The following is a 26,419-nucleotide window of genomic DNA, read 5'->3' on the forward strand; positions in this document are numbered from 1 at the left end:
AATGAATTTGGCGTTACTGATTCTCGTGATTCTGTATCTGGTGGGCACATTGCTCATCGGAGCTTGGGCCGGCTCTCGCGTCAAAAACACCTCCGACTTCGCGGTCGCCGGGCATTCGCTCCCGCTCTACATGGTGATCACCACCATGTTTTGCGACTTGGTTTGGAGCCGAGACCGTTATGGGAATCCCTGCTAAATTCACTGAAGGTGGACTTCGAGAAGTCGTCGAGGACCCCTTCGGTGCATCGATGTGTCTCGTTCTCGTCGGTCTTTTCTTTGCCCAGCGCCTTTACAAAATGAATCTGCTGACGATCGGTGACTTTTACCGAAACCGATATGGAGTCCTTATCGAGATCCTGACATCGATCTTGATCATCTTGAGTTATCTCGGATGGGTCGCCGCTCAGATCACTGCACTCGGTTTGGTCTTCACCATCCTGTCGGGTGGGGCAATCACTCTCCCGGTCGGCATGGTGGTCGGCACGGTGCTGGTGCTGGTTTATGTGATGATGGGTGGAATGTTGGCGGTCGCCTATACCGACTTCATTCAAATGATTGTGCTTGTGATTGGGCTCTCCTATATCGCTTGGTACTCCGCTGGATTGGCAGGAGGAGCGGACAAGGTTTTTGCATTAGCAAGTGAAAAGGAGTGGTTCCGCATCCTCCCTGAATCGAACTTGCACGCCTGGCTCTTCTTCACAGGCTCGGCGATCACCATGATGCTTGGATCGATCCCGCAACAGGACGTCTTCCAACGCGTGATGTCGGCAAACGATGCCAAGACGGCTCGAAACGGCGCCGTCATCGGTGGACTCTGCTACCTCCTTTTCGCGTTCGTACCGATGTTCATCGTTACCTCATCTCTCTTGATCATGCCCGAGAAAGCCAGCGAACTGCTGGAGTCGGACTCGCAGAAAGTCCTTCCAACTCTGATTCTCGAGAAGATGCCGTTCTTCGCGCAAGTTCTCTTTTTCGGGGCGCTCGTTTCGGCAATCAAGTCTTGCTCGTCGGCGACATTGCTCGCGCCCTCGACGAGCTTCGTCGAGAATATCCTGCGGCACATCTATCCAAAACTGGACGACAAACACATCTTGCTCGCGATGCGTATCTCGATTTTTGTCTTTACCAGCTTGGTACTGACCTATGCGATCTTGATGCAAGGAACGTCGATCTACGAGCACGTTTCCAGCGCCTACCAAATCACCTTGGCCGGTGCCTTCGTTCCTCTCGCGTTTGGTGTTTATTGGCGCCGGGCAACCACTCAAGGAGCACTCTTTTCGATCCTATTCGGTGTCAGCGTCTGGGCTATCCTGACGTTCGTACACGGACTCGAAGATGTTTTCCCAAGCCCCCTGGGTGGGCTGCTTGCGAGCATAACCGGGATGCTCGTCGGCTCTCTTATGCCTCAATTCATGCGATCGAAACATACGAGTGAGAAGGAATCGTATCCCGTTCACCCAGAGCAAATTGGGTAAGGGGCGGGTCGGGGTGGACCGTTCTCGGCGGAACGATGGGGATTCGTAGGGTGCAGGAGTTTGTACCCTGGGGATGGAGCCTCTTTGAGGAGACAGGGAAGCGGTCTAGGACGACCGCTAGACAAAAGCGGTCGAGGACGACCGCTAGACGGGGGGGGTTAGCCGCCCAGGTGCCCGAGGACTTGAAGGATTCCGTTCAAGTGTGCCATACGGGGACCGTAGCGATCAAGAAAATCATTGAACGCGTATTCGCTCTCGGCCAAATTCTCTTTTTGGTCCTCGACCTCGTCTGCCAAAGTCTGCAAGAAGTCGATCTGCACTTGCGACAACGACTCCAGTGCGTTTTTGCAAGAGCGCACCAGCTTGGGATGCGAACTACGCCATTGGGTAATTTCGGATTGTCTCTGCTGGTTCGCTTGATTGCTGGCCTGCAGCACCTGCTTATTGATTTGCAGCAACTGTTCCAAGAGCACGTTTTGGCGGTTCTGCATCTCGATTAGTTGGCGAGTCAAACCGATCAAGGCGGTGCCGACATCGCTCCCCTTCGGCGCCGGTGGCGTCGCGGCGGGGGCATTGGCTGCCTCAGCCGCGGTCACATCAATGCTGAAAACGGGAGCAAAAGGGGTCGGTTCATTCGCCATGGTTCAACTCAATGGTCTCGAGAGTTCTTTAGCCAATCCCACCAAAACAGCGAGAATTCCTGCTGATCCGAGTTCCCAGTATAGCTATCAACCATCCGCTTCGTCGAGCATTTAGTCGCATGATTCACGAGTTTGACGATTGCGCTGACTTTGAAGATTAATCCAATTGTTCCGAGAAATCGGTTCGGACTGTACGTGCTACGAAAGACAGGTCGAAGGAATCTTTCTACGACCCTTCGGCTCGTTGTCTCCTCGATGAACCTCCGACGATATCGCATGGAAGCATCCAAAACCAACGGAATGGCCCTCGGATTCCTCACCGTCCGAAAACATGCAGCCCACGGTTACTTCGGTGGCCTACTGGTGCTGAACCATTTGGCTCGACCACTGGAATTCCATTGCACACTTCCGGTGATGACAACGCGAGCGCAACAGATCCTCTACGGTTCCACACTGGATGAATTTGTATGTGGAGAGCAAATCGCTCGGGCTCTCGTGCTCAAGGCGAAGAGTGCTCCGTCGGTCCTCTTTACCGACACCCCCGCCTCCTTGTCGTTGAGGCATATCCACTCACTTCCCATCGCAGCAATCGATGGCAGTTGGCACCGCGGATCGTCCACGTTTTCGCAACCTCACTTGGATCGAGCCGATTTGCAAGCGGCCGAATTGGGGGGCCATAAACTGCTGGTCCTGCCGGAATACCACAAAGATCTAGAATCCTTTGCCAACATCTTCCAATCGCATGAACCCAACATCGATCTGATCGAACCTTTTGGACGGATTGAAGAAGCGCTCCGGGAAGCCCACCCCGCGACCAAAGCGGCCTAACCAAAGGGACGATCGCTGATATGAACGCATCTTCTAAGGCCCCCGATCGCGTTGAACTCTGCGAGGCTTGGTCTTTTGGTTTCACGCAACCGGAAGTCAATACCTTGCTCCCCTTTGGAGCAGCCCTGGAGTCAACCTCGGCGGTGGAGGTAAGTGCCAGCGATGCGTTGGAAGGCTTTCAGAATTGGAAGCCTATCCAAGCACTCCCAATCCAGCTCGGCCAAAGCCTTCCAAAGACGATCGGATTCGCGTTCCCGGAGATGCCGAATTGGAACAAGCCTGACGAACAAAAGGAAGCACCGAAAGAGAAGGCAACTAGCACAGCAACAAAGTCTCCTGTCGAAGAATCCCAAGCGACGGATCAGCCGCCCAAGATAACGCGTATGCGACCGCCCGGCGATTTGGTACGTTTGGAAGATCGCCTTTACTATGTGCTGCAACCGCCGCTCGAGACGATCGTTCAGTCCGCGAAGCTCACGTTCCCGTTTCAACCATTCCCTTATCAGATGGAGGGAATCGCGTTCCTCTTTCCTCGCGCCGCCGCGATCCTCGCCGACGAAATGGGATTGGGGAAAACGATGCAGGCGATCACGACCATTCGCATGCTGCTCCTTTCCAACGAACTGAGCAATGTCTTGCTGATATGCCCCAAGCCGCTAGTGACCAACTGGGTACGCGAGTTTCGACAATGGGCGCCCGAGATCCCAGTCGCCGTCTTGGAAGGGGACTCGCATAAACGGCAATGGATTTGGAACAATCCTCAGGCGCCGGTCAAGATTGCAAACTACGAACTGATGATGCGCGACCGTGATCTGATCGATAGCGGGTCTCTTCAATTCGATCTCGTGGTGCTCGACGAAGCCCAGCGAATCAAGAACCGCAATAGCACTACGAGCGAGATTGTGCGATCGATTCCACGGTCCCGATCTTGGGCTCTTACCGGGACACCGATTGAGAACTCCGTCGAGGATCTCGTCAGCATCTTCGAATTCCTATCCCCTGGCTACCTGAACGACGACATGCACCTCAAATCCATGGGGAAGGCGACACGGGATTACGTATTGCGCCGTACTAAAGATAAAGTGCTGACGGATATGCCACCCAAACTGTTTCGGGCAGCGGACCTCGACCTGACACCCGAGCAACGGGCCAGCTACAAGAGCGCCGAGGAGGAAGGGATCATCCAGCTCAATGAAATGGGTGATTCGCTCACGATCCAGCATGTGTTCGAGCTCGTGTTGCGATTGAAGCAAATCTGTAACTTCGATCCTTCGACGGGTGCTTCGGCAAAGTTGGAGAGACTCGAGGCCGATTTGGAGGAAGTGGCAGCGAGCGGGCAAAAGGCGATTATCTTCAGCCAGTGGGTCGAGACGCTCGATGTACTGGCAGAAAAGCTAGCCAAATACAATCCACTCCAATACCACGGCCGCATTGCATCGCATAAGCGAGATGGCGTTATCGATCGATTCAAGAATGATCCTAACTGCCAAGTGATCTTGATGAGCTATGGAGCTGGGGCCGTCGGTCTGAATTTGCAGTTCTGCCACTATGTCTTTCTATTTGATCGCTGGTGGAACCCAGCCGTGGAGGATCAAGCGATCAATCGAGCGCATCGACTTGGCGTGAAGCAGCCAGTCACGGTGACTCGAATGATGTCGGTCGAAACCATCGAGCAACGCATTCACGATGTGTTAGAAGAAAAGCGGCAGTTGTTTCAATCTCTTTTTGCCGAGACAGGCACACCTGGTAATCTGGGATTGAGTCAGAAAGAGATATTTGGACTCTTCGGTCTGTCGATGCCAAAGTTCCAGACAAAGGCCGCTTGATTCCACCCTCCAAATCCCAACGGTCCTCCAAATCCCAACGGTCACCTAGCGCGTTGCGATGAGACCTGCCATATAGGCGCCTTTGAAGCCAGAATCGATGTTCACCACGGCGATGTTGGACGCGCACGCATTGAGCATGCTGAGCAGAGCGGAGAGCCCTGCGAAGTTGGCACCGTAACCCACGCTGGTCGGGACCGCGATGACGGGGCAGCCGACGTATCCACCGAGCACGCTTGGCAAGGCTCCTTCCATTCCAGCAACACACACAATCGCTGCCATCGTTTGCAATTCAGGAATCTGAGCCAAAAGTCGATAGGGTCCCGCCACTCCGACATCTTGAATCAGTTTGGAAGGGACACCCATCCAAGCCAATGTTTCGATCGCCTCTAACGCAATGGGCTCATCGGTTGTTCCCGCGCTAACGACGGCGACTCGGCCCACTCCGCTCTCGCATTCCAATGCATCGTGGCTGCGCGGGGTTGAGTCGCGCCCCACTCGAAACGTTCCAGCGCGATGGTTCCAGCGATGCCATGGAAAAACCTCGCTCAAACACCGCACCTGTTCCGGAATGACACGAGTCACCAGCACTTCTGGATGGTTCGCATCATTATGAGCTTCGAGTAAACGAGTCACTGCGGTTTGAATGGCTTCGACCGGCTTGCCCGCCCCATAAACCACTTCCGGAAATCCGCACCGTCGTTGACGGTCTCGATCGATCATCACCGAGCCATCGCTCGGGATCGAGGCATGCAGCACACGTTGTCCCAATTCGAATGGGCTCAGTTCGCCTCGTTCGTATTGTTGAATCCACTCAGAGATCGATTGGGAATTGTTGTTAGATGCCATCGCACTCGTTTAAGCAAACTGGGGTTCGTAGTCGTGCGAGTTTATAAGATCCACGACGAGGCCGATAGCCTCAGCGGCTTGCTCTCGTGGCATGGAGGGGAACTCGCGACTCGAACGGAGCACTTGCTCGGGCGTTAAAGGGATGTGCATGAAACCGACTGGGCATCGGAGCTGATGGTGGGAGTACCACAAATGGCTCAGGTACATCACCGCGTTGCAGAGATACGTCCCCGCGTGAAAGGAAATCGAGCAAGGGATCCGATTTTGCAGCAATGCCCTCTTCCAGAGATCCAGTGGAAAGTCGGTACGAAATGCCACTGGACCTGCAGAAGTGATCGGGCCAAAAAACTCGCCTTGGGATTCCGTCATGCCGGCGACGTTCAGAGCGATCGCTTCCAACTGGATCCGACTTGCACCCGGCGATTGTCCCAAATGGAGAACCGCGTCGAATCCCTTCGATAAATCCTTGAACAACCGCTCCTGCAGGGAAGGAAGATCGACGGGGTATCTGCGAGTCGTAACGCCTTCGATCGCCCCTCGACTCTCTAAGAGGCAAATCAACGCCTCCCAGCTGGAATTCTGGTCCCAGCTGTCGTAGGGTTCAAAGGCGGTGAGCAGGATTCGCACTTGGGCCTCAATTTCAAAGGAAGATTGCCAATAGGTTATACCCGTTTTAGTTCAAAAAATCGTCGAGACAGCCCCTGCAACCCGAACAACCCTGGAATTGCCCACTTCGTTCATATAAAGTGAGTGTCAGTCTGGATAACACGGTTTTTCAGCCTCCTACCTCCCAACTCCCCTCCGAAAGCGTTTTCAGGATGATTCGATCACTCGCCACGCAAGCAATCTCTGGCCTCGCGTACGCGGTCTACTCCCTCGCCATCGCCTTGACCGTAAACCAAGGCTCGAGCTTGATCGCGCAAGACGTTTTTCCCGACAAGGCCTTGGAAGCCGCCGTCCGCTGGGAGGTTTTCGAAAAGCGTTACAACAGCGAACCGATCAAAGCGGAGGACGTGAAAAACATCTCGCAGGTCGTCGCCCGAGGCAAGGGCATCAAAAGCTTGGAAGGACTGCAACACTGCAAAGCCTTGATGAAGCTCGATCTGGCAAACAATGAGATTTCTGACTTGGCTCCGATCTCGGAGTTGAAACAATTGCAGTCGATCGACTTGTCCGGAAACCAAATTGAAAATGTTGGCCCGATTGCTGGCCTCAAACAGTCGCAATACTTGCAAGTGTCAAAAAACAAAATCGCCGATTTGACCCCTATCAAGGACCTAACGAACCTGAATTCCCTTTACCTCAACGACAATCAGATCAAATCATTGGAACACGTCGCTGCCCTGAAGAAATTGTGGACGCTGCAAGCGGCCGGGAACCCCATTGAAAACGCCAACGCGATCTCGGATCTCCGAGGATTGAAGACGCTGAACCTGACGGGTTGCGGACTTAAAAAAGTGGAATTCTTAAAGGGAGTCAAGGAGTTGAGTTTGCTCATGTTAGACAAAAACCCCATCGAATCACTCGATCCACTTGTGGAAGTTTGCGAGGCGGATACGGCCCGTCGATTCGCACCTTTCCTTCGACTCTACCTCGATGCAAAAGTCGCGGGCGATTTGAACGCGGCCATCGATCGGCTCAAGAAAGTTGGAGTCCGCATCAACCCCGAGAAACGATAAATGCGACGTTCCACACGAACTATCCTGTTGCTAGGCATGGCCGTTCCTTTCGGCGATTCGCTTCTCGCACGCGCTGAGGAAGAGCCAATCGTCAAAACAGAAAACGAACAGGAAGCTCGTATCCGGTTTATTCCTCGCTCCGACGAGCAAGCCGCTGTGGATATGGAAAAACTTCGCTACGCACTGAGTCAATCCATCGACTCGCGAGGTCCTATCGATCCCCTTGCAGACTATGCGAAACAGCCTGCTGCGCCTGCGTCCAATAAAAAGTCCAAGTCCAGTGATGCGGATGCAAAGCAAACTCCCCAACTGAAACGCGAACAAGGTGGTGAGTATCGTTCTCCTCGGATCGCGTGGGAATCCAGCGTCGATCTTTCTCGTTTGCTAAGCCAACCAGAAAGCACCCGTGATACAGCAAGGTCCGACCGCTCGGTGGTTTCCGAACTCGCTACTGCTCCTCGCGCGGTCGCCAAGTCGGATGGTTTCAGATCCGCTCGATTTGAAAACGATTCCGAAGCGGCCCAAATCCCCAAGGTCGACGATGCGGTCACTTATGCATCCGCTAATGGTCCCGCGCTGGGCTCTGTCGATCGAACCTCTCGCTTCCAGGAAATTCCTTTTGGCTCCCAAGGAACTCCCATTGCGCCGATTCCTGGATCTTCGACTCCCAACTTAGGTGCCACCAATCCATCCATCCCCGGCGTCTACCCACCGACTGGCGTCTATCCACCCACTGGTGTTTACCCACCTTCCGTTGTTTATCCTCCATCCACACCAACGATTCCATCCACATCGGCCGGCCCAATAGGCGTTTACCCGGCCCCGGCACCTTACGATCCAGGAGCATCGGTTGTCCCCGGCATCGTACCGACTCCGTCCCCTGGCATGGTGACGGGGCCGAGCGTGGTGCCGAACACCGGGTTGGGTACTGGGGTCGTGATGCCAGCTCCCCCAGCGACATATATCCCCTCTGTTCCTAACTACGGAACTCCCGTCGCTGGTTCTCCATCGTTCCCGACCTATCCGGCGATCCCTTACACGCCAGCGATACCCGTTTCGAGCCAACCTCCAAGGTACGCGGCGAACGAATCGACCTACGTAACGAGCGAACCTTTTGTCAGTTCCCCGCCCCGGCAAATCGACGCGCGATTTATGGTCTCGCCAACGTTGTTTCGACCAGCAGCTGACTGCAACACGTGTGGCACCACCCCACGTCCCTATGCACCCGGCCCTTCGATGCCAAGCGGGACGCCCATGAGCTACGCGCCGCCGACTTACTACCCTTATTCCTACAATGGCTACAATTCCGGCTACCGCAGCTTGATCGGATTCGGGCAGAACGTGTCTCTTGCACAAGTAGGCCGAGGACTTTACGGTCAGCCCACTGCTTACATGCCAAACCAGCCGTTTCGCAATTTCCTTCGTTATCTATTTCCATAATCCGCATTGCATTGAGAAGTTGTTGAGGGGATGCGTCACTATCTCGATCACGCGGCGACGAGTTGGCCTAAGGCACCGAGCGTTCTCACGGCGGTCGACCATTATCTTCGAGAGTGCGGAGCGGCAGCCGGACGGGGCACTTACCGTACAGCGCTCGATGCGGAAAAGTGGATTCACCAAACGCGTGTCGCATTGGCAGAACGAATTGGTTGCGGTTCTCCTCTCGACATCGCCTTTTGTAGCAATGGCACGCAGGCTCTGAACGCAGCCATCTTCGGGTTGGCACTCCGAGCATACGAAACCCAATCCCCCTGCCATGTGCTTACCACCGCCACGGAGCATAACAGTGTTCTTCGCCCTTTAGCGCTCGCCCAACAGCGAGGCTGGTTGACTTGGGATTCGATCCCGTGCGATGAAACCGGCATTGTCTCCTTGGAGGACGCCGAACAAGCGGTTACACCGGAGACTCGGTGGATCGTTGTGAATCATGTTTCGAACGTAACCGGTGCGATCCAGCCGATCAAGGCTTGGAGAGAATTGGCGGATCGTCATGGAATCAACCTCATGGTCGATGGTGCACAGAGTGTCGGAATGATGCCATGGGAAATACCCGCTTCGCGCATCGACATTCTCGCAGCCCCTTGTCACAAGGGGCTTGGGTCGATCCTCGGCTGCGCGTTCCTCGCTGTGCCCCCCAAGGTACAACAGGAATTAGCTCCTCTTTGGATCGGAGGGACGGGGTCTTCGAGCGACGCGATCACCGGCGAATTCGGCTGGCTTGAAACGGTGGAATCCGGGAATCGAAACCTCCCTGCCATCGTTTCGCTCCGCGCATCGTTGCAAAACGAGCAAATGGAAGTACTCGAACATTGGGAGCCGTGGGTCGAGCGTATCCTGGATGCGATTCGCGCCAGCCATCGGCTCCGATTAATCGGACCGGACACCTCCTCGTTGAACGCAAGATTGCCTGTAATCAGCATCGCGCCGCATGTTGAGGAAGCAAGCCCCGGCAAATGCCAAGAATGGGCCTTGATGCTGGAAAACATGCTCGGCATCGAATGCCGCGCCGGGTTTCACTGCGCGGGCAAAATTCACGAACATTTAGGAACCATCGCCTCCGGCGGAACGCTCCGTTTCAGTCTGGGTCATACAACCAGTGAGGCCGACATCGACGCCGCGTGCGAAGGAATTCGACTTCTCAACGAAGGCTTCTGATTGATCGGAGAGAACACCAAAAATTTCTCGCCCAAGATATACTCGTGGTTTTCGAAGTAGTTCCCATCGAACTCCCCTGTCTTCCATCAGCGTCCGATTAAACCTAGGCGTCTGAAACGACGCTAGAAACCATCGCTAAAGAATCCCATGAGCAGCGACAACCCGTACTATGCGAGCGAACAGCCACCCGTCGCTTCGCCGGTTTTTCAAAACGAAGCGTTCCTACCGATCGATGCGCTCGATTTCGGAAGGATGATCAAGTCGCCGTTCCAGAGTCCAAACTGGCTCGTCAATTTGTTTTGGATGTTCATCATGGAGATCCTTGCGTTGTTCGTCGTTGGAAACATCATCTACCTTGGATACGCTGGGGAGGTGGCGATCGCCCGGAGCGGGGGACGAACACGGAATTGGCCCGACTTTCAACTGGAAAGACTTACAGAGTATTTGCTGCGCGGACTATGGCCCTTTTTGTGGCAGATGATTGGATTCGCAGCGATGTCGATCCTCGTCGGAATACCTGTTTCCCTCGGCGCGATTGCGACAGCGGCTCTCGCTGATGGCGGTCCTCCTTTCTTTGCGATCCTTTCCGGAGTCACCACGGGGGCGATTGGGTTTCTTGCGATGGTAGCAGCAAGCTACGTATTGTTTGCCGTGACGTTGAAGAGTCTGTTGGCGAATGACTTCATGGCAGGGATGGATGTCATTTTCATCAAAGCATTTTGCGTGAACATGGTCTTCACCATGCTGCTCGCAGTCCTTTACTTTTTTATCATTTCGATGGTTGCGACGTTGCTCGGAACCCTGTTGTGTCTTGTGGGTCTCTTTTTGGTCTCGCCTGTACTGCGATTGATCACTTGCGACTTCCTGGCCCAGATCCATGACATCCACCTCAGTCGCGGCGGACCCTCTGCATTCCCACTGATCTGATCAATGCCTGGACCTGATCATCGCATCGGGTGAATCAATTCCTCGTCAAGCCAATTAAGGGGTTGTCGATCGGATTGGGGAGATCGGTAGTGTTCCAACAGCTTGGACTTTAAAACGTTCATCTTATCGACAACAGGGATGGCGCGTGAGGCGATTTCGTTCTGCTCCCAACGGTCGTCGGGTTTGGCAAATAGTTCGGTCTTTTCCTGGTATCCAGGGATTCGTTCCAGGCGGCAGGACCAAGCAGGACTGCACACATATTCTTGATGATTCTCGCAGGCAACGGCTGCTCCGATGCGAGTTTCACCGTCGAAACGTGAATTCAATAACGAATCAAGGAACTGGGAGAGAGAGTCGGCATCCTGTTCACCACGGAACCAGTCCTCGAGCCACTCTCCCATGTCATGGGGTTGCATGATGGTGCCTTGCCGCCCTCCAAGAGGTAGCATCTCACCGGGCAAGATCAAACAGGGGATATGCAGCGACTCGGCATACAGGTTTTGGGTGTTGCCTCCCACATAGCCATGCTCACCGAGCGAGTAACCGGCAACCCCCACGATTCCCACCATGCAACTAGAGAGCAAATTCGCTTCGCGAAGGGACTGAATCATCTCCCCGATCACTTGGTCCATCGCAATGACTTGCCCCCCCACCGCGCAGGAGATCCCGAAGACATCATCCGGATCGGTGAGGTGATCGACGCTCAATTCCATCGGCGTCGTATCCTCAGGAGGGGTGGGATCCCCTTCGTCGCAAAGCACTTCGCGATATTCGTAGGGGGCATCCCAAGCTCCTCGAAGCCCCTTGGAATGGATCCAAAGAAGAGGATGTTCGGCCGTACATTCGCTCCAAGTGCCGATTGCCGCCTCAATCAACCGCTCAAACTCAGTCGGTGCAACGTAGTGTCCCTCTCCCTCTCCCTCTCCCTCTCCCTCGTCCTCGTGCTCGTGCTCGTGCTCGTCCTCGTGCTCGTCCTCCCGCTCCTGCTCCTGCTCCTGCTCGTGCTCGTGCTCGTGCTCGTGCTCGTCCTCGTGCTCGTGCTCGTCCTCGTGCTCGTCCCCCCGCTCCTGCTCGTGCTCCACAAGCAGCACTCGATCGAAACAATCCACGGCACTACTTGCGGCTAGATCACGGTCATCGGTAATGAGGAGTCCGCGGGCGATTTGCTCTCTCCAAAGTGAATAAGTCTGATGTGGATCCTCCAACATCGGAAGCTCCCCCTCTTCGCCGCTCAAGTCGCGAGTCACCGAATGCAAACTTGTCCAGAGCGATTGCAGCGTGCGATCGCCCCGAATCGAGTCAGCCCAGAACTGATCAAGAACGATCCCTTTCGATGCGAGCGCATCCAAATGGGGTGTGGGGGCGACGCTGTTGCCATAGGCTCCGACCAAATTCGTGCCCAGTCCGTCGATCGAAAGGAACAGAGCAACGCGCGGGTTGAAAGAATCCGGAGGGGCCATGGGTTCGAACCAATAAGAGGTGCCGGCAATTCCATTCTTCTACCATTATGTTGGTCGACCAACAACCTCTCCCTTTTGGATGAAGGGGACGGAAAGCTAGCTTCCCATTTTTTGAGAAGTGGGTTGTCATCGCGGCGCCATCGCTGCTCTAAACTTGGATCACGGAGCCACTTCTTGCAACGGAATCTTGTATCCCAAGGCACCGATCGCTTTTCCTTTGGGAACATCGGCATAAACTTGATGGCAGATAACGCACTTGTCCATGACGACGGGGATCGCTGTGGCGGCCAGCAAGAAGCGTTTCCCCTCTTCCGATACGACCTCTTCGTATTGCGGGGCACCGTCCAAAATCTTCTTCATAGCTCGTTTTTCGAAGCCTTCTTTGGGCTCGTTGTCCGGGTTGTAAGGATCGCCCGTTCCGTCGATCAAACGAACCTCGTGCCATTTTTTGGCTTGGATTGCATCAAACAGTTTTTTGAACGCGGTTCCAGCGGGTATCGAATCCTTGTTGTCCACGTAATGGGTCGTAATCAGGACAATGCTGGTTTTGTAAATGTCATCCAGCATCGCCAATTCCCTTTTGGCCTGCCGAAGTGCGTAGTCCTGCTTCTTCGACTCTTGTGCGGAAGTCTTTGTCGCAAGCTGACTTCCGCCGAACAGGGCCAGCCCGAATCCAGCCACTACCGTCAAGAAAACTCCAAATCGTCTCATTCCACACCTCGCATTACCTTGGGGTTCACCGATAATCCAACGTTTCCTACGCCCGAGAGAAAACTAGACCCGAAGGTCTTGTTTTGAGCTTAGCCCGCTCTTTAGGAGATGTCAATGTCCTCTTTTGGAGGGTTTTATGTTTTCGCAGACGGTTGAGTACGCATTGCGGGCCGTGATGCACCTATCGCAGTTTCCGGGGGAGCCCCAGAGAACGGCGGTGATTGCCGAAAGGACCAAAGTGCCTCTCGCTTACTTGACGAAGGTTCTTCAAGGACTGCAGCGTGAGGGGATCGTTCGGTTGCAACGAGGAATCGGGGGTGGGGTGACACTCGCGATTCCTTCGACCGAACTGACGATTCTGCGAGTCGTCAACGCGGTGGAGCCGATCCCGAGAATCGAATCTTGTCCGCTTCATCTGGCCTCCCATGGCAAGCGACTTTGCTCTCTTCATAGTAAGATGGATGACGCATTGCGCAGAACGGAAGAAGCGTTTGGATCCACCACTCTCGCTGATTTGCTTGCGGACCCCAACCCCAGCAAAGCCCTCTGTGACGGGCCGGCATTACCCTAGCCGCTACTCCACCATTCCTCCCGCCGATCGACTTGACCGTTATGCAGATCTCTCTCCCCATCGCTCGCACCTCCGTTTCTTTTTCGAAGGCTTGGTTGTTGGTAATCTTGCTTGTTTCGGTTATCAACAAACCAGCATCTGCTGACGACTTCCCACCGATTCAGAACTCAGAAAAATCAACGAGTCTTCCTCTAACACCGAGCGAGACCGTTGCTCAAGCACGATTGCCGGAAGGATTCCAACTCTCTGTCGTCGCGTCCGAACCTCAAGTTCAAAACCCAATCGCGATGACGACCGATGAACGAGGCCGGATTTGGATCGCGGAGAACTACAGCTGGTCTGGCAATGGAGCAGGTGGATTCGATGCAAAGCAAAGGGACCGCATTGTCATCCTGGAAGATTCGGATGGTGACGGCAGCTTCGAAACACGTAAAGTCTTTGCGGACGATGTCCATAAATTGACCAGCATTGAGATTGGAAATGGTGGTGTCTGGGCGATTTCTCTTCCTAATCTGCTCTTCTACCCAGACCGCGATCGCGACGATTTTCCAGACTCAGTCCCCACCGTCATTCTGAACGGTTTCGACGAGGAAGCCGTTGGACACACTCCAGCCAACGGTCTGAAGTGGGGGAATGATGGATGGCTTTACGGGCGGCATGGCATTCAAGCGACCAGTAGCATCGGCCCCCCCGAAGCCTCCGATTCGCAACGAGTCAAAATCAACACCGGTGTCTGGCGATTTCACCCCATCTCCAAACGAGTAGAAGCGGTGCTCCACGGCATGACGAATTCCTGGGGTTTTGATTTCGATGAGCATGGCCAGATGTTCGTCATCAACACCGTCATCGGCCATTTGTGGCACGTTGTCCCGGGCTCCCATGTCGAACGGATGTATGGTATCGATTTAAACCCACACACCTACCAACTGATCGAACAAACGGCAGATCACGTGCACTGGGACACCGGCGAAAAGTGGAATGAGATTCAAAAGGGAATGTCCAATCAGACCGATGCAGCAGGGGGTGGGCATGCTCACATCGGGTTGATGATCTACCAAGGTGACAATTGGCCGGAAAGCTATCGCCATCAACTCTTCACGCTCAATTTGCATGGGTTGCGTATCAACAGCAATTCTTTGGAGCGGCAAGGTACCGCTTATGTGGGCCGTCGAGCACCCGATTTCGCGTTTTTCAGCGACGCGTGGTTCCGTGGCATGGAATTAATCACTGCTCCCGACGGTAGCGTTTTGATCGCAGACTGGAGCGATACGGGTGAATGCCACGATCACGACGGCGTGCACCGAACAAGCGGTCGCGTTTATCGACTCTCCTATCAATCGCCTCGAGTTATCGCTCCGTTCGATCTCGCGAAGGATTCCAATGAACAACTTGTGAAGTATTTAACACACCGAAACGCGTGGTGGGCTCGCACAGCGCGCCGCGTTCTTTCGGAGAGATTGGCGGTCGCCGATGAAGCGACGCGAACATCGGTGCAATCGCTTGTTCGTGATGGCATCGCGAAGGCCGATACTCCAGCGAACTTATTGCGGTACGTCGAAACCGCAATCCAATCAGGGCTCGCAACGGAGTCCCTTCTGCAAGAGCTACTACTTCATGACAGCGAACATGTTCGCGTCGCGGCGATTCGATTCCTGACCGATTCCTGCCAGCCCAGCGAGTCAGTTCTTAGTTCACAATCGTTGAGGCATTTGCAGAAATTGGCGGAGAACGACCCTTCAGGCCTTGTCCATCTCTATCTCGCATCGGCCTTGCAGAAACTGCCACCGGAGCAGCGTTGGCCGATCGCAAAGGCATTGAGTCAAAAGGGGCAATGGGCCAATGACCGAACCTTTCCAAAGATGCTTTGGTACGGGATCGAAGGGGCCATTCCAAGCAATCCCGCTGAGGCAATCCGCTTGATCGCCCAGTCTCGGATTCCCTTGGTCACAGAAAACGTGTCGCGTAGGCTGACCCTCCTCATCGAATCCCAGCCTTTCGTGGTTGACTCCTTGGTCGATTCGGCCTGCGTGGATGGCTTTACCCACCCCACCGATGTCGTTCGCGGGATGGCAAAAGCCTTGGAAGGTTGGCAAAAGGCCAAGCCACCTAAGGGCTGGGAGAAGCTTGTCAATCGGGTTTCCGGCTCGCAAGAAAGCACAGTGACGAAAGAGTTGCAAACGCTGCGACTCACTTTTGGTGATGGCCGCGCGAAGGAGGATTTGCTTGCCTTGATTCAAAATGGCGGGCTCGATGCAGAAGTAAGAAAACAGGCACTCCGTTCACTTCTCGCGAGCAAGCCGCAGGAATTGTCTCCCAAATTGATTCAATGGCTGGGGGATCGCGCGCTCGTGCTGGAAGCGATCCGAGGACTCGCATTTTACGAACATCCTGACATGGCTAAGCAGCTACTGAATCGATGGAAGGGATTGTCGCCCGCTGAAAGAACCGAAGCGATCAATACGCTTGCTTCGCGACCTGCGACGGCCAAGGAACTGCTGGAGGCCGTTCGGTCCAACAGGATTCCTCCATCCGAGATTTCCGCTTTTCACGCGAGGCAGATTCAGGCGTTTGGAGATGAATCTCTGACATCGCAATTGCGAGAGGTTTGGGGAGAAATCAAAGCCACCACTGCCGAACGCAAAGCTTGGATGGACCAGTGGCGAAACAAGATGACTACTGAATTCGTCGCAAACGCAAACTTGAGCTCTGGGCGAGCTCTGTTCCAGCAGCATTGTGCCAATTGCCATGTCTTGTACGGGATTGGCAAGCGAATCGGCCCCGACTTAACTGGCTCGAATCGCCGAAATCTTGACTATCTGTTGGAGAATATCGGAGACCCTAGCGCGAGCGTCGGCGCAGAGTTTCGGACGAGCATTTTCCAATTGCTCGACGACCGGGTCGTCACTGGTGCTGTCGTCGACAGAAGCGATCGGACCGTAACAGTCCAGACAGCCCAAGAAAGGGTGACTATCGATAAGCAAGAGATCGCGGCCACCAAGCTATCCACCACTTCGCTGATGCCGGACGGGCTCTTGCAGAATCTCACAGAGCATCAAGTCCGAGACCTGCTTGCCTATTTGATGCACGAAAGCCAAGTCTCATTGCCAGAGTGAATGGCGACCACAGGAGGAGACACCGACGAAGTGAATGCATTTCGTCTCGAAATGACCTCTGCGGCAATCGGACTTGCGGCCATTTCCCCCATTGCGGTACTGTCCACGGAATTGTCCAAACCGGATCGTGGCACCCCCAACCATCCCATCACAAATGGAATTGTCTCGCATCACTCGACTCGCATCCGTGTGCATGGCGGTTTTGATTGCAATGCAAATTGGATGCATTCGCAAGCGGATGACGGTGCGCACCAATCCACCTGGAGCCATGGTGTACGTCGATCGGCAGCCAATTGGCCTAAGCCCGGTCTCCACAAACTACACTTACTACGGGACAAGAAACTTCGAAATCGTTCGGGACGGATATCGAACCGAACGCTTCTTGAGGCGATTCAATCCTCCATGGTATGCCATTCCGCCACTCGACTTTGTTTCAGAGTCACTGTGGCCGTTTGAACGTCGGGACGAGCGAATCATCGACGTACAGCTCACGCCAGATCCAGTCGTTACCAATGACGCATTGATCGACAGCGGAGAACAATTGCGACTGCAAGCTAGCCAAGGAATCGCGGTCTCACAACCTCCGCCTGTCACTCCAGTCCTCCCCATTACCCCAATCCCTGTCGCACCATCTCCCTAAACTCTTCGCTGCCCCTGGTCGAGTGATCCGACACGTGAGCGAATAATCTACTTCCGGCCGCTCCGCAGTCTGAGCACGATAGATTACTCGTCAGTAATTCTGCAGACTGGGAACCGGCGCTTGAATCGTTCGACAGCTTCTTTGGTAATGGAAGTGTCATACAGGGTGAGACTTTGCAGAGCAGGAAATCCCGATAGCAAGTCAAGCGACGCGTCTGAAAAGTTGCGGCCTTCCAAAGTCAATTCTTCGAGACGCTGGAGTCTGGCGAGCCCCCCCACCGATGATGGCTCGGCCGATGGAGTCCGCAAATGAAGCGAGCGGATTGATTCCGGCAGAAGTGCCAAGAGGCTTCCGTTCACAGCACTGGCATTGAGAAACAATTGCTCGAGTTTTGACAGGTACTGAACGGGTGCAAGCCCTGCATCGGTTAGGTCCTTGCTAGCGATCGACAATTGCCTTAGCTCGGAAAACTCCTTTAACCGAGCCATCCCTTTATCGCTGATCGAACAATTACCGATCCCTAACGTTTGGAGGTTTTTCGCGGACTCAATGCACTCAAACAGAGAGTCGTCGATGCATGAACCGGAGAAGCCCAATCGGGTTTGCGTTGCGAGCAGGTCGGCTGAAGGGAATCGATTTGGGGTAGTGGAGTCTGCACGGGCCGCGTCCTGACAATGTAGCTCAACTGTCCAATGCTTGTTGACAGGAAGAAATCGCGCCAGACCAAGCGTCGTTACCTGGGAGTCGTTCAAGGTAAAGTCGACCGTCGAGTTGGAGCCGCTCAACATCTGAAGGCTGCTATTGTCGAGGTTGCAATGATCGAACTGCAAACTTCGAAGGTTATTGGTTTTTGAAAGTGCAATAAGTATCTCATTTGAGATAGGTTGGCTCTCGAACGACAGCGAAAGTTCCAGTGGCAAATTCGCTAAAGCCTCCAACAACGGAACGGTGAGATTGCAACCCCTCAAACCGAGCATCTTCAAGCTTGAAATTCCTGCAAGCCCCTCCACCGTCAACGCATCGATCGTCGAGGAATGCACAGAAAGAGACTCTAGGAATGGCAGCTTTGGAAGCTTACTCACCAGGGTGGGGTTCAGGTTCCCGGTTAGGGTAAGGCTCACCATTTCGTCCAGTGCGAGAATTCTGATTAGATCTTCTTCGGTTTGAAGTTGAGTTTGAACGGATCGCACTGCTGATACGTTATTGTCTTCGACGAAGGACTGAATCCAGTATCGAATCTGCCAAGGAGATTGTTCCGTGTTGGGCTCACCGAGGAAGACACTTCCCCCTTGCTCTCGTATTTTCTGCATCACCACGAACCGGTCGTTGTACTTTTGAGCTTCGCCAAACACGACAATGGCCAAGATTCCGATCCCCAACACAAACAAGATAAGTAGCCGCAGAGGGCTAAGTGTTTTCTCCGAAGTTCGGGGCATCATCTATCCTCACGCTGGGAATTTGCATTGAACAACGGTGCCTCTCGTGAATGCCGAGTCAACATCAAGCCAATTGCTCAACAATCCGCATCGTATCACAGTTCAGCACCGCTGTAGCAAGCCCGGGGACTTCTTAAGTAGATGGGTACCTACCAGTCCCTGGTTAAAGCGTTTCACGCCAAGGCGCTACGGCGCGAAGGGAACGCGAGAGGCGGAAAATCTTTGAACGAATCCGATTGGTGATTCCCTTAAATCACTCCCTTCTATCTTCCTCCCTCCATTGCGCCGTGGCGCCTTGGCGAGAAACCTACTCTCCATTTCTTATGCAGAACGGGTCTCCAAGCCCGCGCGTCCGCCAACGTTGGAGGCTTGTCCCTCAGGTTTCCGACCGATACTTTCAATCATTCTCTGAGTTCGACCGCTGTGCACTTGAATCGAAAGCGGGGTTGAGCATACGGATGCACCGAAGCCTGAAGCTGCCGATTTGGACTGCTTGCTACCTGTGTTCACACATCAATCATGCGATGCCATTTGCACATCCAGTCCCCCTCAACCCCAGCCCTTCTCCCCCGCAAAGCCGGGGGCGAAGGGAGCTAGAATTATTGTCTGCGACGCATTCGCCCAAGGCGGAGTACGCAAGCTTCAGCGGCATCGTCGTCGCTCGCTCTCCTGTTGCCCCCTGGGTAAACGCCTCGCGGAAGGCTGCGAACTGCACAGGTCCGAAGCTGTTGTTCTCAGTAACTACTGAAAACACCAATCCAGCAAATATGCACGGCCGAAGAGTGGAAGGTTTCGTTTCACCAGCGAATCACAAGGTATTCCATCAACAGGGCCAGTAGGATTCGAACCTACGACCTACGGATTAGAAATCCGTTGCTCTATCCAACTGAGCTATGACCCCGGGTTTTTTGTAACGCATTGCCATAAGAGGACTTGTGGCAAATTAGCGAGAGGGGCGGGCCAGTGGGAACTGGCTGGTGACTCCCGATGCGACACCTGCGGATTCTACACACTCCTTGGGCAAGGCGGCAACTCGAAAGTGGCAATCGATTGTGCCTCTCAACCTCATTTCTCAATGGCCACTGAGGCGAGTGAGGCACTTTGACGATTGAGATCTCTGACGCTGGGACCGTTTCGTGGCTTGATGAAGTCCTTCGCTCCTTCTTATCGTGGTAAACTGTCGACGTAGTCGCCGGCTCCTGGTTTTTGTTCAACACGCTTTTTTCATTCTTCCATCATGGCCCGTTTCGTTTGCTTGTCTTCCTGCCCGGTTCCTTCCTTCACAAAGTGCAGTCGAATCCTTCGTTTTTTTGCGGTTTTCATCGTTGCTTGGGCTTCGATCGGGGAATCCCAAGAGCCTCGGGAATCGACGCCGGTTTTGACCTCTGCAGAAGAAACGCTTGCCAAACTCTTTCGATCGCTCGATTCCAATCGAACCAACGAGCGAGAGGATGCAGAACGGGAATTGCTGAAATTGGGCCCCACGGTGTTGGACAAGCTGCCTCCCGTCCGCGATACGGATAGCTCCGAGGCATTGCTTCGGATGGAACGGATTCGCTCTGCACTCGAATCCCAAGAGCAAGAGTCGATTCTTCTCCCGACTCGCATCCAACTCACTGGCTCCATGTCCGGTTCCGATGCGTTGCGCAAGATCAGTGAGTTGTCAGGGAATACCATCCCTTTGGAGGAGACACCTGGCCTTGATTTGACGATCGACGCCAGGTTTTCCGAGACCACTTTTTGGGAAGCGTTCGACGAAGTCCTCGATCAACTCAACTTGACCGTCATGCAGGGCGACGGGGAAGCCATTCGGTTGATTCCCCAACAGGACGATGCACCACTTCGCATCCAAATGGCGGCCTATTCAGGCGCCTTTCGGCTTGAGCCGATCCAGATCATTCAATCGAGCAATCTGCAATCCCCGGATCGTAGCACGTTGACGATCGATTTCCTTTTTGCTTGGGAGCCTCGCCTCAACCCCTCTCTCATCACCTTTCCAGCGGAGAAGATTCAATTGATCTGCGATAACGGCGAAGTGCTTCGACCTCGCACTCAGGAAGACATCACCTTTATTCCCATAGGTGGATCTCAATTGCAGATATCACTCGACTTTCCGATGCCGTCCAAGCAAGCCAAGAAAATTGCTCGCTTCGAAGGGGCCTTTCAGGCAGCGGTCCCAGGCCGCATGGCGGGCGTTTCATTTTCGGATCTCGTCAACAAACGATCGGCAAAATTGAGCAACGGATCCCTAAACGTAACGTTGGAACAAGCTCGCAAGAACCGCGACATATTTGAACTGCTTGTGGCGGTCAAACACGATGGGGGACAGGCCTCGGAGGGGGGCAAGCCCGTCTCGTCGCAGGCATGGTCGACATTGCAGGATGTGTTCATGCTCGATAGCAAGGACCAGCGAATTGAAAACGTTGGCTGGTCGACAACTCGAATGACCGACAAGGAAATGGGAATGTCCTTTCTTTTTGAACTAGAAAAAGGGCTCGAAGGTTGTAAGTTTGTCTTCCGCGCCCCCGGCAGCTTGCATGTACAAGAGGTCGACTTTGCACTCGTAGACATTCCCCTACCATGATCGAGCTTCCCTGGGATCCCGAATTAGACTCCCCTGCCACGTTGGCGATTATCGGTGCAGGGCCGATCGGGATCGAGGCGGCGATCTACGCTCGATTCCTAGGCTATTTTGTATCCATCTTTGATTCGCGACGCGTGGCGCATCGGATGCTCGATTGGAATGATCGCAAGCTCGGATGCCCGGTCTCCGATTGCACTTCTCCGCTTGGGCACGCGGCCATCAAGTCACAGAATCCAGACTATGTGCTGCCGAATCCCGATGCCGTTTGGTCGGGGAAAGAGTACGCCGAACAGTATCTCCTACCGTTAGCCAAGACCGATTTGCTCTTTGATGACATCCATTTTTTGAGTCCGGTTTCAAGTGTCTCGCGATTGCGAACATTCCGCGACGAAGAGACCGATCCGCAGACTCGATGCGAGGATCAGTTTCGATTGGTCGTCGAAGGTCGCCATCGCGGTACATGGGTTTCGAGAGCCGATATCGTGCTCGATTGCCGCGGAGCCATGGAGACTACATCGGGAATGGGGCCCGGGGGCGGACTAGCGATCGACGAGCTCGTGCATCGCGAGTCATTCCTCAAGCATTCTCCGTTGGACCGAAAATTTGAGTCCAAGCAAATCCTTGGAAAACATATCGCTGTCGTTGGAGCCTCCGATCGAGCTTGCTTGTTCGTTCAAGAGGTTTTGAATTGGTTAGACCCGAGCACTTCCTCGCGATTGACATGGATACTTCCATGCGATGCAGCGGTGCACCATCCTTATGTTGCACACATCCTGCAGCAGATTGAGACCGCAGGCAAATCAGAGATTCAAACCTACAATGTACTGGGTGTCGAGAAGGTGGCAAAAAGCGAATCGGACGCTTGGGTTTTGCAATTGCTGTTAGAAGACGAGACCACTGTTGAATTTCGCTGCGATGGTATCGTCAGTTATCCTTACCCTCGCATGGCGTCCGGTTGGCCGGAACTTGATTGCCAATCGTACTCCATCCCACGATCGCAGGAGGGTGGACCATCGAATTCAACTTACTCTCCGACAAACGAAGCGACGTCATCCGAAGCGACGACATCCCGGATGCTTTCAATCACGGAAACGGGTGACTGGTCCTTTGTCACATGCGAGCCGGGTTATTATCGATTGCAAACGGACGGTTTGAGGTGGGACGCGTCGGGCCCAAGCTGGAATGCGGGAGTAGGAATCAAACGGGGGCTTGAGCAAATTCGCCAAGTCTTTTCTCTCATCGTGGGTCGCGAAACGTTGGACTTGTATCGAGTCATGGCAGAGAACTTGGAAGAAGGAAGAGTTTGATGAAGATTTATACCAAGACCGGAGATGCGGGGACCACGGGGTTGTTTGGCGGTCCGCGCGTTGCGAAGAACGACGCGAGAATCTGCGCTTACGGTTCCATCGATGAGCTCAATGCGGTGCTAGGGCTTGCTAGGGCCAGTCTCCTACCTGGGAATATGGACGGGATGATCGTTCATATTCAGCACCAGCTCTTTTCCATCGGCGCCGAGTTGGCCACCCCCAATCCGGAGGAGCATGGACTCAAATGGCCGGCGGAAGATCATGTCACTCAGATGGAGCAATGGATCGATGAGCTGGAATCCCAATTGCAGCCCCTCCGCAACTTCATTTTACCCGGGGGGACCCTACAAGCGGCCCACCTGCACGTCGCACGAACCGTGTGTCGGAGGACGGAGCGCGAGATCGTAAGCTTTAGCAACTCCGGTCGCGTCAGCGATGCTTCGCACATCATCGTCTTTTTGAACCGATTGAGCGATTTGCTATTCGTCATGGCGAGATACTCCAACCATGTCGCAGGAATTCCAGACACCCGCTGGGAAAGCCCTCGCAAATAGCGAGAAGCTGTTCTCCGCCCGATGCGCCGTTGCGTCTTGGCTCGCAAATTCCTACTGAACCAAAACCAAGAGATCTCTCGCCAAGGCGCAGAGATCGCAATGGGAATACAGGGAAGCGGGAAAAGTGTTCGCGATCACTCGTCTGGGTTGACTTCGACGATAGCCTCGAATTGACCGTCATCGGGGCAAAAGCGTCCTGCATAAAACTCCGTGTTGAGGTGGAGCCCCATCACGGTTCGGCGGGTGCAAGGAGTGAGCGATCGGTAGAAGACCCATTGATCGCGGTTGATCTGCAGCCGATACGCCTCCGCGATATCGCGCGGTTGGATACGCAATTCTTCGGCGATCGTCAGTTGTCGCCACGTGTATGCCTTGGTGGAGGTCAAAGATCGCAGCGGCATTACGAGAGGACTGTAAAGGCTCTTCGCATTGCACTCTGCCGTAAGTAGGAGCGTATCATCGCGGCAGTCGAGGGAAGCATCTTTAACAGATCGCCGCCATTCAGGCATCGCGACCGGCAGGAGCAGCGCGACGCTTTCACCTTCCGAGTCATCCATTCGATCTCGGCAAAGCTTAGCTTCGGTGACTTTGGCGTCGTAGGTGAATCTCAGGCCATGTGCGACTGACCAACTCGATTGCAGTTTCCATCGAGCCGATTCCTGCGCGATCAGCGCATCCGCAAAAAAGACCATTCCTTCGTCGCGCATCAGCATGACTTGGCGTTGGATCTTACACTCTTCTCCGATTGCGCATTCGAGTTCCAGGTAATCGACATCGTCATCGGAGAACCAGCAGAGCTCTTGCCAAGCATGATCGATCAATTGAGGAACGCCATCTTTCTCGACTGCTACATCCCAGTCTCCGGAGAAGATTCGAGCGCCATTCTCGCCGAGAAGATCGAGCCAGATCACATCGCTTGAGAAATCGACAGCCAGCCGACATCCCGGATCTCTCCAGGAGCGTCGCATGGTGGCGATGGAGCTGGCCTCCCAGTATTGGCTGAATTTGGGCATCGACGCGTCCAACGTTTTGTCTTTACGCAAGCGCGATGGTTTGAATTGCAGGGACTTGCCAACCGCATCGGGGAGGGCACAAGCCATCGTGTTTGCGAGTTTGGTGTTGCGATCGGATAGTTCGTATAGGGAGAGCCAAAACTCCGAATCCAGTTTCGTATCGGCTTCGTCAAAAAGAAGCTGCCGCCCTTCGGCATCGGAAAGTCCAAGCGCGTAGGTCGTGAGTTTGGTGATCGCTTTGCGTTGGGGCGGATACCACTTCCTCGCTCCGACCGAATCGGCAGCCCAACGGCTTCGGACGATGGATGCGAGCGTCGCTCGCAGGTCTTGTGCTCCCAACCGCATCAACGGGGCAGGCTCTTCGGCCGCTTCTTCAAGCAGCTGTGCGATGCGATTCAGGGCATCGCTAACAATTCGATCCTTGCCGCCGAGGTGCGACAATTGTTTCGCCAGCCCCAGCGGAATCTCGCACGCCCAAAGGATCCAAGGAAAGAGTCCATCTTCTGGTTCTGGACCCGCTTCCCAGCCGCGATTGACCTGCGTCATGATCGACTGCAGGACTTCGAGCCAGAGGGCTGGACTGATCTCGCGACCGACGTGGGGAAGAGCGTGAATCCAACCTGCGCAGGTCAGTGCTATGTACGGGTCATAACCAGCGCGAGGCAATTGCTGCGTGATCCAAGTTCCGATCTTCTTAGCGTGCGCGATCTGATTGGGTGTGAGCGAGGGAGTCGAAGCTTTGCGATTCGATCGCGACGAGGCTCCTCCAAAGGAATGGACCAAATCCTGCAGCATGGCCAGACCTGTGTCCGACTCCGTTTCCCAAACACCAGTCCCCCAAGCGATGGAGCGGACATAGGATTCGATCGACGCGGACGCATCGGTCCGTTTTGCCTTCTTGGTGTTGTCGATTGGCAACGAAGCTTGGAGGAGCGCGACGTTGTCTTCACAAAGCTGTTTGAGCCACGCTCCGGCGGAGATTTCGTTCTCCGTCACCTCTTGCCGTTGAAGCTGTTTCGCGCGGTGTTTGGGTTTTACCCAGTCCATAGGTCTCTCGTCCAGATTCGAGATTGATGATAAGATGTCGAAGGCCAATTGTTGTTGCCGGATTTCAAGTTGCAAGCGCCGAGTTGATGATTCTTGGCCCCACGTCGGTTTTCATCAAAATTCGACCTTGGGGTATAGACACGCCAAAAAGTTTCGTTCCAGACAACGCAAGGATACAAGCGGGATGATATCACCTTTTCGATCAGCGTTGTGGTGTGTACTGGTCACTCTCCTCTTTTCAAGTCGCTTGTTCCCGCAGCAGCCCGATCAAGAACGATGGATGAGCAAGGAGGAGTTGAAGGAAAGTGTGACCAAGGCGTTCGCTCCACCTCAGAATTGCAAGTCGCTCCATCCAAGCGATCGCGTTTGGATCGATCGAAACGAGCAGGTTGTGGTTCTAGATGGCTATATTGCCCAACGTGAAGCGCCGCTCGAAATGTTCGCGTGTCCGGCGGGGACGAAGGAACACGAGTCCGTGGTGGCGGTGTTTGGTCGCTCGCAGCTGGTGCATGCGGCCCTTCTCGCGATCGGTGCCAAACCTGGTTCGCCGGCGAAATTCGAGCCCTTCAAACCTGCACATGGCTCCACGATTCGCATCTATGCGCTTTGGTTCGACGACAAAGGAGAAGTCAAATCGACGCTCGCGCAGAAATGGGTTCGGCACATGGGGACCAAGAACCAACTGAAATGGGACTGGGTTTTTGCCGGTAGCAAGGAGTACGTCGACGAATTCACCAAGGAGCGTCGCTACATGGCTGATAGCGGCGAGTTGGTTTGTGTTGCAAACTTCGGAACTTCGACGATGGACTTGGTCGTGCGCAGCGAACAAGCGAATTCGAACCTTGCATTCGATGCATATACCGATCGCATCCCCAAGCGGAATACGCCAATTCGATTGGTGTTGAAGCTTTCCGATGAAATCGCATTTGGTTCTGAACCTGAACATGAAACGGACAAACCAGAGTACCTCGACAAACCGGTTCCTGAAGCAGTGTCTCGGTTGCTAGCCCCCGCAAAGAAGTAGTTTCTGCTCCGTTACCTTGTTTTCGTTTTCAGTATCCTTTCCAACAATCAATCTCCTGACTCTTTCCACACAGAATTGTATC

The 26,419-nt window shown here is 54.2% G+C and carries 22 protein-coding genes and 1 tRNA gene; 15 read left to right on the top strand and 8 right to left on the bottom strand.

Annotated features, from left to right (window positions below; all coding sequences use genetic code 11):
* Position 1 precedes the first annotated feature (1 nt).
* Both SH467x_RS21285 and SH467x_RS21290 read left to right on the top strand, forming a co-directional pair.
* Positions 2–196, top strand: a complete 195-nt coding sequence (locus SH467x_RS21285) for a hypothetical protein (RefSeq protein ID WP_482369105.1) — start codon at positions 2–4, stop codon at positions 194–196.
* Positions 180–1,475, top strand: coding sequence for a high affinity choline transporter 1 (locus SH467x_RS21290; RefSeq protein ID WP_482369106.1), 1,296 nt, complete (start codon positions 180–182; stop codon positions 1,473–1,475). The genes SH467x_RS21285 and SH467x_RS21290 overlap by 17 nt, the downstream gene beginning before the upstream one ends.
* Positions 1,476–1,633: 158 nt before the next feature.
* Here the strand turns inward: SH467x_RS21290 and SH467x_RS21295 are convergent, their stop codons facing one another.
* The gene (locus SH467x_RS21295) at positions 1,634–2,116 is read right to left on the bottom strand and encodes a hypothetical protein (RefSeq protein ID WP_482369107.1); all 483 of its coding nucleotides are present in this window, start codon (positions 2,114–2,116) and stop codon (positions 1,634–1,636) included.
* A 255-nt stretch (positions 2,117–2,371) separates the two neighbouring features.
* Here SH467x_RS21295 and SH467x_RS21300 point away from each other — a divergent pair, with 255 nt between their 5' ends.
* On the top strand, positions 2,372–2,944 hold the full coding sequence (locus SH467x_RS21300; protein ID WP_482369108.1) for a hypothetical protein: 573 nt from the start codon (positions 2,372–2,374) through the stop codon (positions 2,942–2,944).
* 20 nt (positions 2,945–2,964) lie between these two features.
* Positions 2,965–4,770 (top strand): DEAD/DEAH box helicase, encoded by a 1,806-nt coding sequence (locus SH467x_RS21305; protein WP_482369109.1) that lies wholly within the window; start codon positions 2,965–2,967, stop codon positions 4,768–4,770.
* Positions 4,771–4,815: 45 nt separating this feature from the next.
* Here the strand turns inward: SH467x_RS21305 and larB are convergent, their stop codons facing one another.
* Complete coding sequence (gene larB / locus SH467x_RS21310; RefSeq protein WP_482369110.1) at positions 4,816–5,616, bottom strand: nickel pincer cofactor biosynthesis protein LarB; 801 nt, start codon at positions 5,614–5,616, stop codon at positions 4,816–4,818.
* Positions 5,617–5,625: 9 nt separating this feature from the next.
* Complete coding sequence (locus SH467x_RS21315) at positions 5,626–6,243, bottom strand: pyroglutamyl-peptidase I (RefSeq protein WP_482369111.1); 618 nt, start codon at positions 6,241–6,243, stop codon at positions 5,626–5,628.
* Positions 6,244–6,434: 191 nt separating this feature from the next.
* Between SH467x_RS21315 and SH467x_RS21320 the strand changes: the two genes are divergently transcribed.
* From SH467x_RS21320 to SH467x_RS21335, 4 genes are all read left to right on the top strand, one after another.
* Positions 6,435–7,295: a leucine-rich repeat domain-containing protein gene (locus SH467x_RS21320; RefSeq protein WP_482369112.1), complete on the top strand. Its 861-nt coding sequence runs from the start codon at positions 6,435–6,437 to the stop codon at positions 7,293–7,295.
* The gene (locus tag SH467x_RS21325) at positions 7,296–8,735 is read left to right on the top strand and encodes a hypothetical protein (protein ID WP_482369113.1); all 1,440 of its coding nucleotides are present in this window, start codon (positions 7,296–7,298) and stop codon (positions 8,733–8,735) included. It abuts the gene before it with no gap.
* Positions 8,736–8,765: 30 nt separating this feature from the next.
* Entirely contained in the window at positions 8,766–9,950 is a 1,185-nt protein-coding gene (locus SH467x_RS21330; RefSeq protein WP_482369114.1) for an aminotransferase class V-fold PLP-dependent enzyme, read from the top strand.
* 147 nt (positions 9,951–10,097) lie between these two features.
* Positions 10,098–10,877: a DUF4013 domain-containing protein gene (locus tag SH467x_RS21335; RefSeq protein WP_482369115.1), complete on the top strand. Its 780-nt coding sequence runs from the start codon at positions 10,098–10,100 to the stop codon at positions 10,875–10,877.
* 17 nt (positions 10,878–10,894) lie between these two features.
* Here the strand turns inward: SH467x_RS21335 and SH467x_RS21340 are convergent, their stop codons facing one another.
* Complete coding sequence (locus SH467x_RS21340) at positions 10,895–12,337, bottom strand: hypothetical protein (protein WP_482369116.1); 1,443 nt, start codon at positions 12,335–12,337, stop codon at positions 10,895–10,897.
* A 159-nt stretch (positions 12,338–12,496) separates the two neighbouring features.
* Positions 12,497–13,048 carry a c-type heme family protein gene (locus SH467x_RS21345; RefSeq protein WP_482369117.1) on the bottom strand — a complete coding sequence of 184 codons (552 nt, stop codon included), beginning with the start codon at positions 13,046–13,048 and terminating at the stop codon, positions 12,497–12,499.
* A 136-nt stretch (positions 13,049–13,184) separates the two neighbouring features.
* Between SH467x_RS21345 and SH467x_RS21350 the strand changes: the two genes are divergently transcribed.
* The 3 genes from SH467x_RS21350 (at position 13,185) to SH467x_RS21360 (ending at position 17,372) form a co-directional block, all read left to right on the top strand.
* Complete coding sequence (locus tag SH467x_RS21350) at positions 13,185–13,619, top strand: RrF2 family transcriptional regulator (RefSeq protein WP_482369118.1); 435 nt, start codon at positions 13,185–13,187, stop codon at positions 13,617–13,619.
* Between the two features lie 41 nt (positions 13,620–13,660).
* A complete protein-coding gene (locus tag SH467x_RS21355) occupies positions 13,661–16,732 on the top strand; it encodes a PVC-type heme-binding CxxCH protein (protein ID WP_482369119.1) in 3,072 nt (1,023 codons plus the stop codon).
* A 154-nt stretch (positions 16,733–16,886) separates the two neighbouring features.
* On the top strand, positions 16,887–17,372 hold the full coding sequence (locus SH467x_RS21360; RefSeq protein WP_482369120.1) for a PEGA domain-containing protein: 486 nt from the start codon (positions 16,887–16,889) through the stop codon (positions 17,370–17,372).
* An 83-nt stretch (positions 17,373–17,455) separates the two neighbouring features.
* Here SH467x_RS21360 and SH467x_RS21365 read toward each other — a convergent pair whose 3' ends face one another.
* Both SH467x_RS21365 and SH467x_RS21370 read right to left on the bottom strand, forming a co-directional pair.
* Positions 17,456–18,811, bottom strand: coding sequence for a hypothetical protein (locus SH467x_RS21365; RefSeq protein ID WP_482369121.1), 1,356 nt, complete (start codon positions 18,809–18,811; stop codon positions 17,456–17,458).
* An 824-nt stretch (positions 18,812–19,635) separates the two neighbouring features.
* Positions 19,636–19,709: transfer RNA gene (locus SH467x_RS21370), tRNA-Arg, on the bottom strand.
* Positions 19,710–20,186: 477 nt separating this feature from the next.
* On the opposite strand from SH467x_RS21370, the gene SH467x_RS21375 reads away from it, so the two are divergent.
* Genes SH467x_RS21375 through SH467x_RS21385 form a run of 3 tightly spaced genes read left to right on the top strand, consistent with a single transcriptional unit; the run spans position 20,187 to position 23,253 of the window.
* A complete protein-coding gene (locus SH467x_RS21375; protein WP_482369122.1) occupies positions 20,187–21,392 on the top strand; it encodes a hypothetical protein in 1,206 nt (401 codons plus the stop codon).
* Positions 21,389–22,699, top strand: a complete 1,311-nt coding sequence (locus tag SH467x_RS21380; RefSeq protein WP_482369123.1) for a hypothetical protein — start codon at positions 21,389–21,391, stop codon at positions 22,697–22,699. Before SH467x_RS21375 ends, SH467x_RS21380 begins: the two co-directional genes overlap by 4 nt.
* Positions 22,699–23,253 carry a cob(I)yrinic acid a,c-diamide adenosyltransferase gene (locus SH467x_RS21385; RefSeq protein ID WP_482369124.1) on the top strand — a complete coding sequence of 185 codons (555 nt, stop codon included), beginning with the start codon at positions 22,699–22,701 and terminating at the stop codon, positions 23,251–23,253. The genes SH467x_RS21380 and SH467x_RS21385 overlap by 1 nt, the downstream gene beginning before the upstream one ends.
* 134 nt (positions 23,254–23,387) lie before the next feature.
* Here SH467x_RS21385 and SH467x_RS21390 read toward each other — a convergent pair whose 3' ends face one another.
* Positions 23,388–25,313: a hypothetical protein gene (locus tag SH467x_RS21390; protein ID WP_482369125.1), complete on the bottom strand. Its 1,926-nt coding sequence runs from the start codon at positions 25,311–25,313 to the stop codon at positions 23,388–23,390.
* Between the two features lie 184 nt (positions 25,314–25,497).
* Between SH467x_RS21390 and SH467x_RS21395 the strand changes: the two genes are divergently transcribed.
* Positions 25,498–26,337: a YdjY domain-containing protein gene (locus SH467x_RS21395; RefSeq protein WP_482369126.1), complete on the top strand. Its 840-nt coding sequence runs from the start codon at positions 25,498–25,500 to the stop codon at positions 26,335–26,337.
* The last annotated feature ends 82 nt before the right edge of the window (positions 26,338–26,419 follow it).

Origin of the sequence: Brakhagea slesvicensis (assembly GCF_052161625.1) — a bacterium.
Classification (GTDB): Bacteria; Planctomycetota; Planctomycetia; order Pirellulales; family Pirellulaceae; genus JBKCUI01.

Excerpts from the sequence above, each read along its gene's own strand:
- SH467x_RS21285 (WP_482369105.1), top strand. The coding sequence starts at position 2 with ATGAATTTGGCGTTACTGATTCTCGTGATTCTGTATCTGGTGGGCACA.
- SH467x_RS21290 (WP_482369106.1), top strand. The coding sequence starts at position 180 with ATGGGAATCCCTGCTAAATTCACTGAAGGTGGACTTCGAGAAGTCGTC.
- SH467x_RS21295 (WP_482369107.1), bottom strand. The coding sequence starts at position 2,116 with ATGGCGAATGAACCGACCCCTTTTGCTCCCGTTTTCAGCATTGATGTG.
- SH467x_RS21300 (WP_482369108.1), top strand. The coding sequence starts at position 2,372 with ATGAACCTCCGACGATATCGCATGGAAGCATCCAAAACCAACGGAATG.
- SH467x_RS21305 (WP_482369109.1), top strand. The coding sequence starts at position 2,965 with ATGAACGCATCTTCTAAGGCCCCCGATCGCGTTGAACTCTGCGAGGCT.
- larB (WP_482369110.1), bottom strand. The coding sequence starts at position 5,616 with ATGGCATCTAACAACAATTCCCAATCGATCTCTGAGTGGATTCAACAA.
- SH467x_RS21320 (WP_482369112.1), top strand. The coding sequence starts at position 6,435 with ATGATTCGATCACTCGCCACGCAAGCAATCTCTGGCCTCGCGTACGCG.
- SH467x_RS21325 (WP_482369113.1), top strand. The coding sequence starts at position 7,296 with ATGCGACGTTCCACACGAACTATCCTGTTGCTAGGCATGGCCGTTCCT.
- SH467x_RS21330 (WP_482369114.1), top strand. The coding sequence starts at position 8,766 with ATGCGTCACTATCTCGATCACGCGGCGACGAGTTGGCCTAAGGCACCG.
- SH467x_RS21335 (WP_482369115.1), top strand. The coding sequence starts at position 10,098 with ATGAGCAGCGACAACCCGTACTATGCGAGCGAACAGCCACCCGTCGCT.
- SH467x_RS21340 (WP_482369116.1), bottom strand. The coding sequence starts at position 12,337 with ATGGCCCCTCCGGATTCTTTCAACCCGCGCGTTGCTCTGTTCCTTTCG.
- SH467x_RS21345 (WP_482369117.1), bottom strand. The coding sequence starts at position 13,048 with ATGAGACGATTTGGAGTTTTCTTGACGGTAGTGGCTGGATTCGGGCTG.
- SH467x_RS21350 (WP_482369118.1), top strand. The coding sequence starts at position 13,185 with ATGTTTTCGCAGACGGTTGAGTACGCATTGCGGGCCGTGATGCACCTA.
- SH467x_RS21355 (WP_482369119.1), top strand. The coding sequence starts at position 13,661 with ATGCAGATCTCTCTCCCCATCGCTCGCACCTCCGTTTCTTTTTCGAAG.
- SH467x_RS21360 (WP_482369120.1), top strand. The coding sequence starts at position 16,887 with ATGGAATTGTCTCGCATCACTCGACTCGCATCCGTGTGCATGGCGGTT.
- SH467x_RS21365 (WP_482369121.1), bottom strand. The coding sequence starts at position 18,811 with ATGATGCCCCGAACTTCGGAGAAAACACTTAGCCCTCTGCGGCTACTT.
- SH467x_RS21380 (WP_482369123.1), top strand. The coding sequence starts at position 21,389 with ATGATCGAGCTTCCCTGGGATCCCGAATTAGACTCCCCTGCCACGTTG.
- SH467x_RS21385 (WP_482369124.1), top strand. The coding sequence starts at position 22,699 with ATGAAGATTTATACCAAGACCGGAGATGCGGGGACCACGGGGTTGTTT.
- SH467x_RS21390 (WP_482369125.1), bottom strand. The coding sequence starts at position 25,313 with ATGGACTGGGTAAAACCCAAACACCGCGCGAAACAGCTTCAACGGCAA.
- SH467x_RS21395 (WP_482369126.1), top strand. The coding sequence starts at position 25,498 with ATGATATCACCTTTTCGATCAGCGTTGTGGTGTGTACTGGTCACTCTC.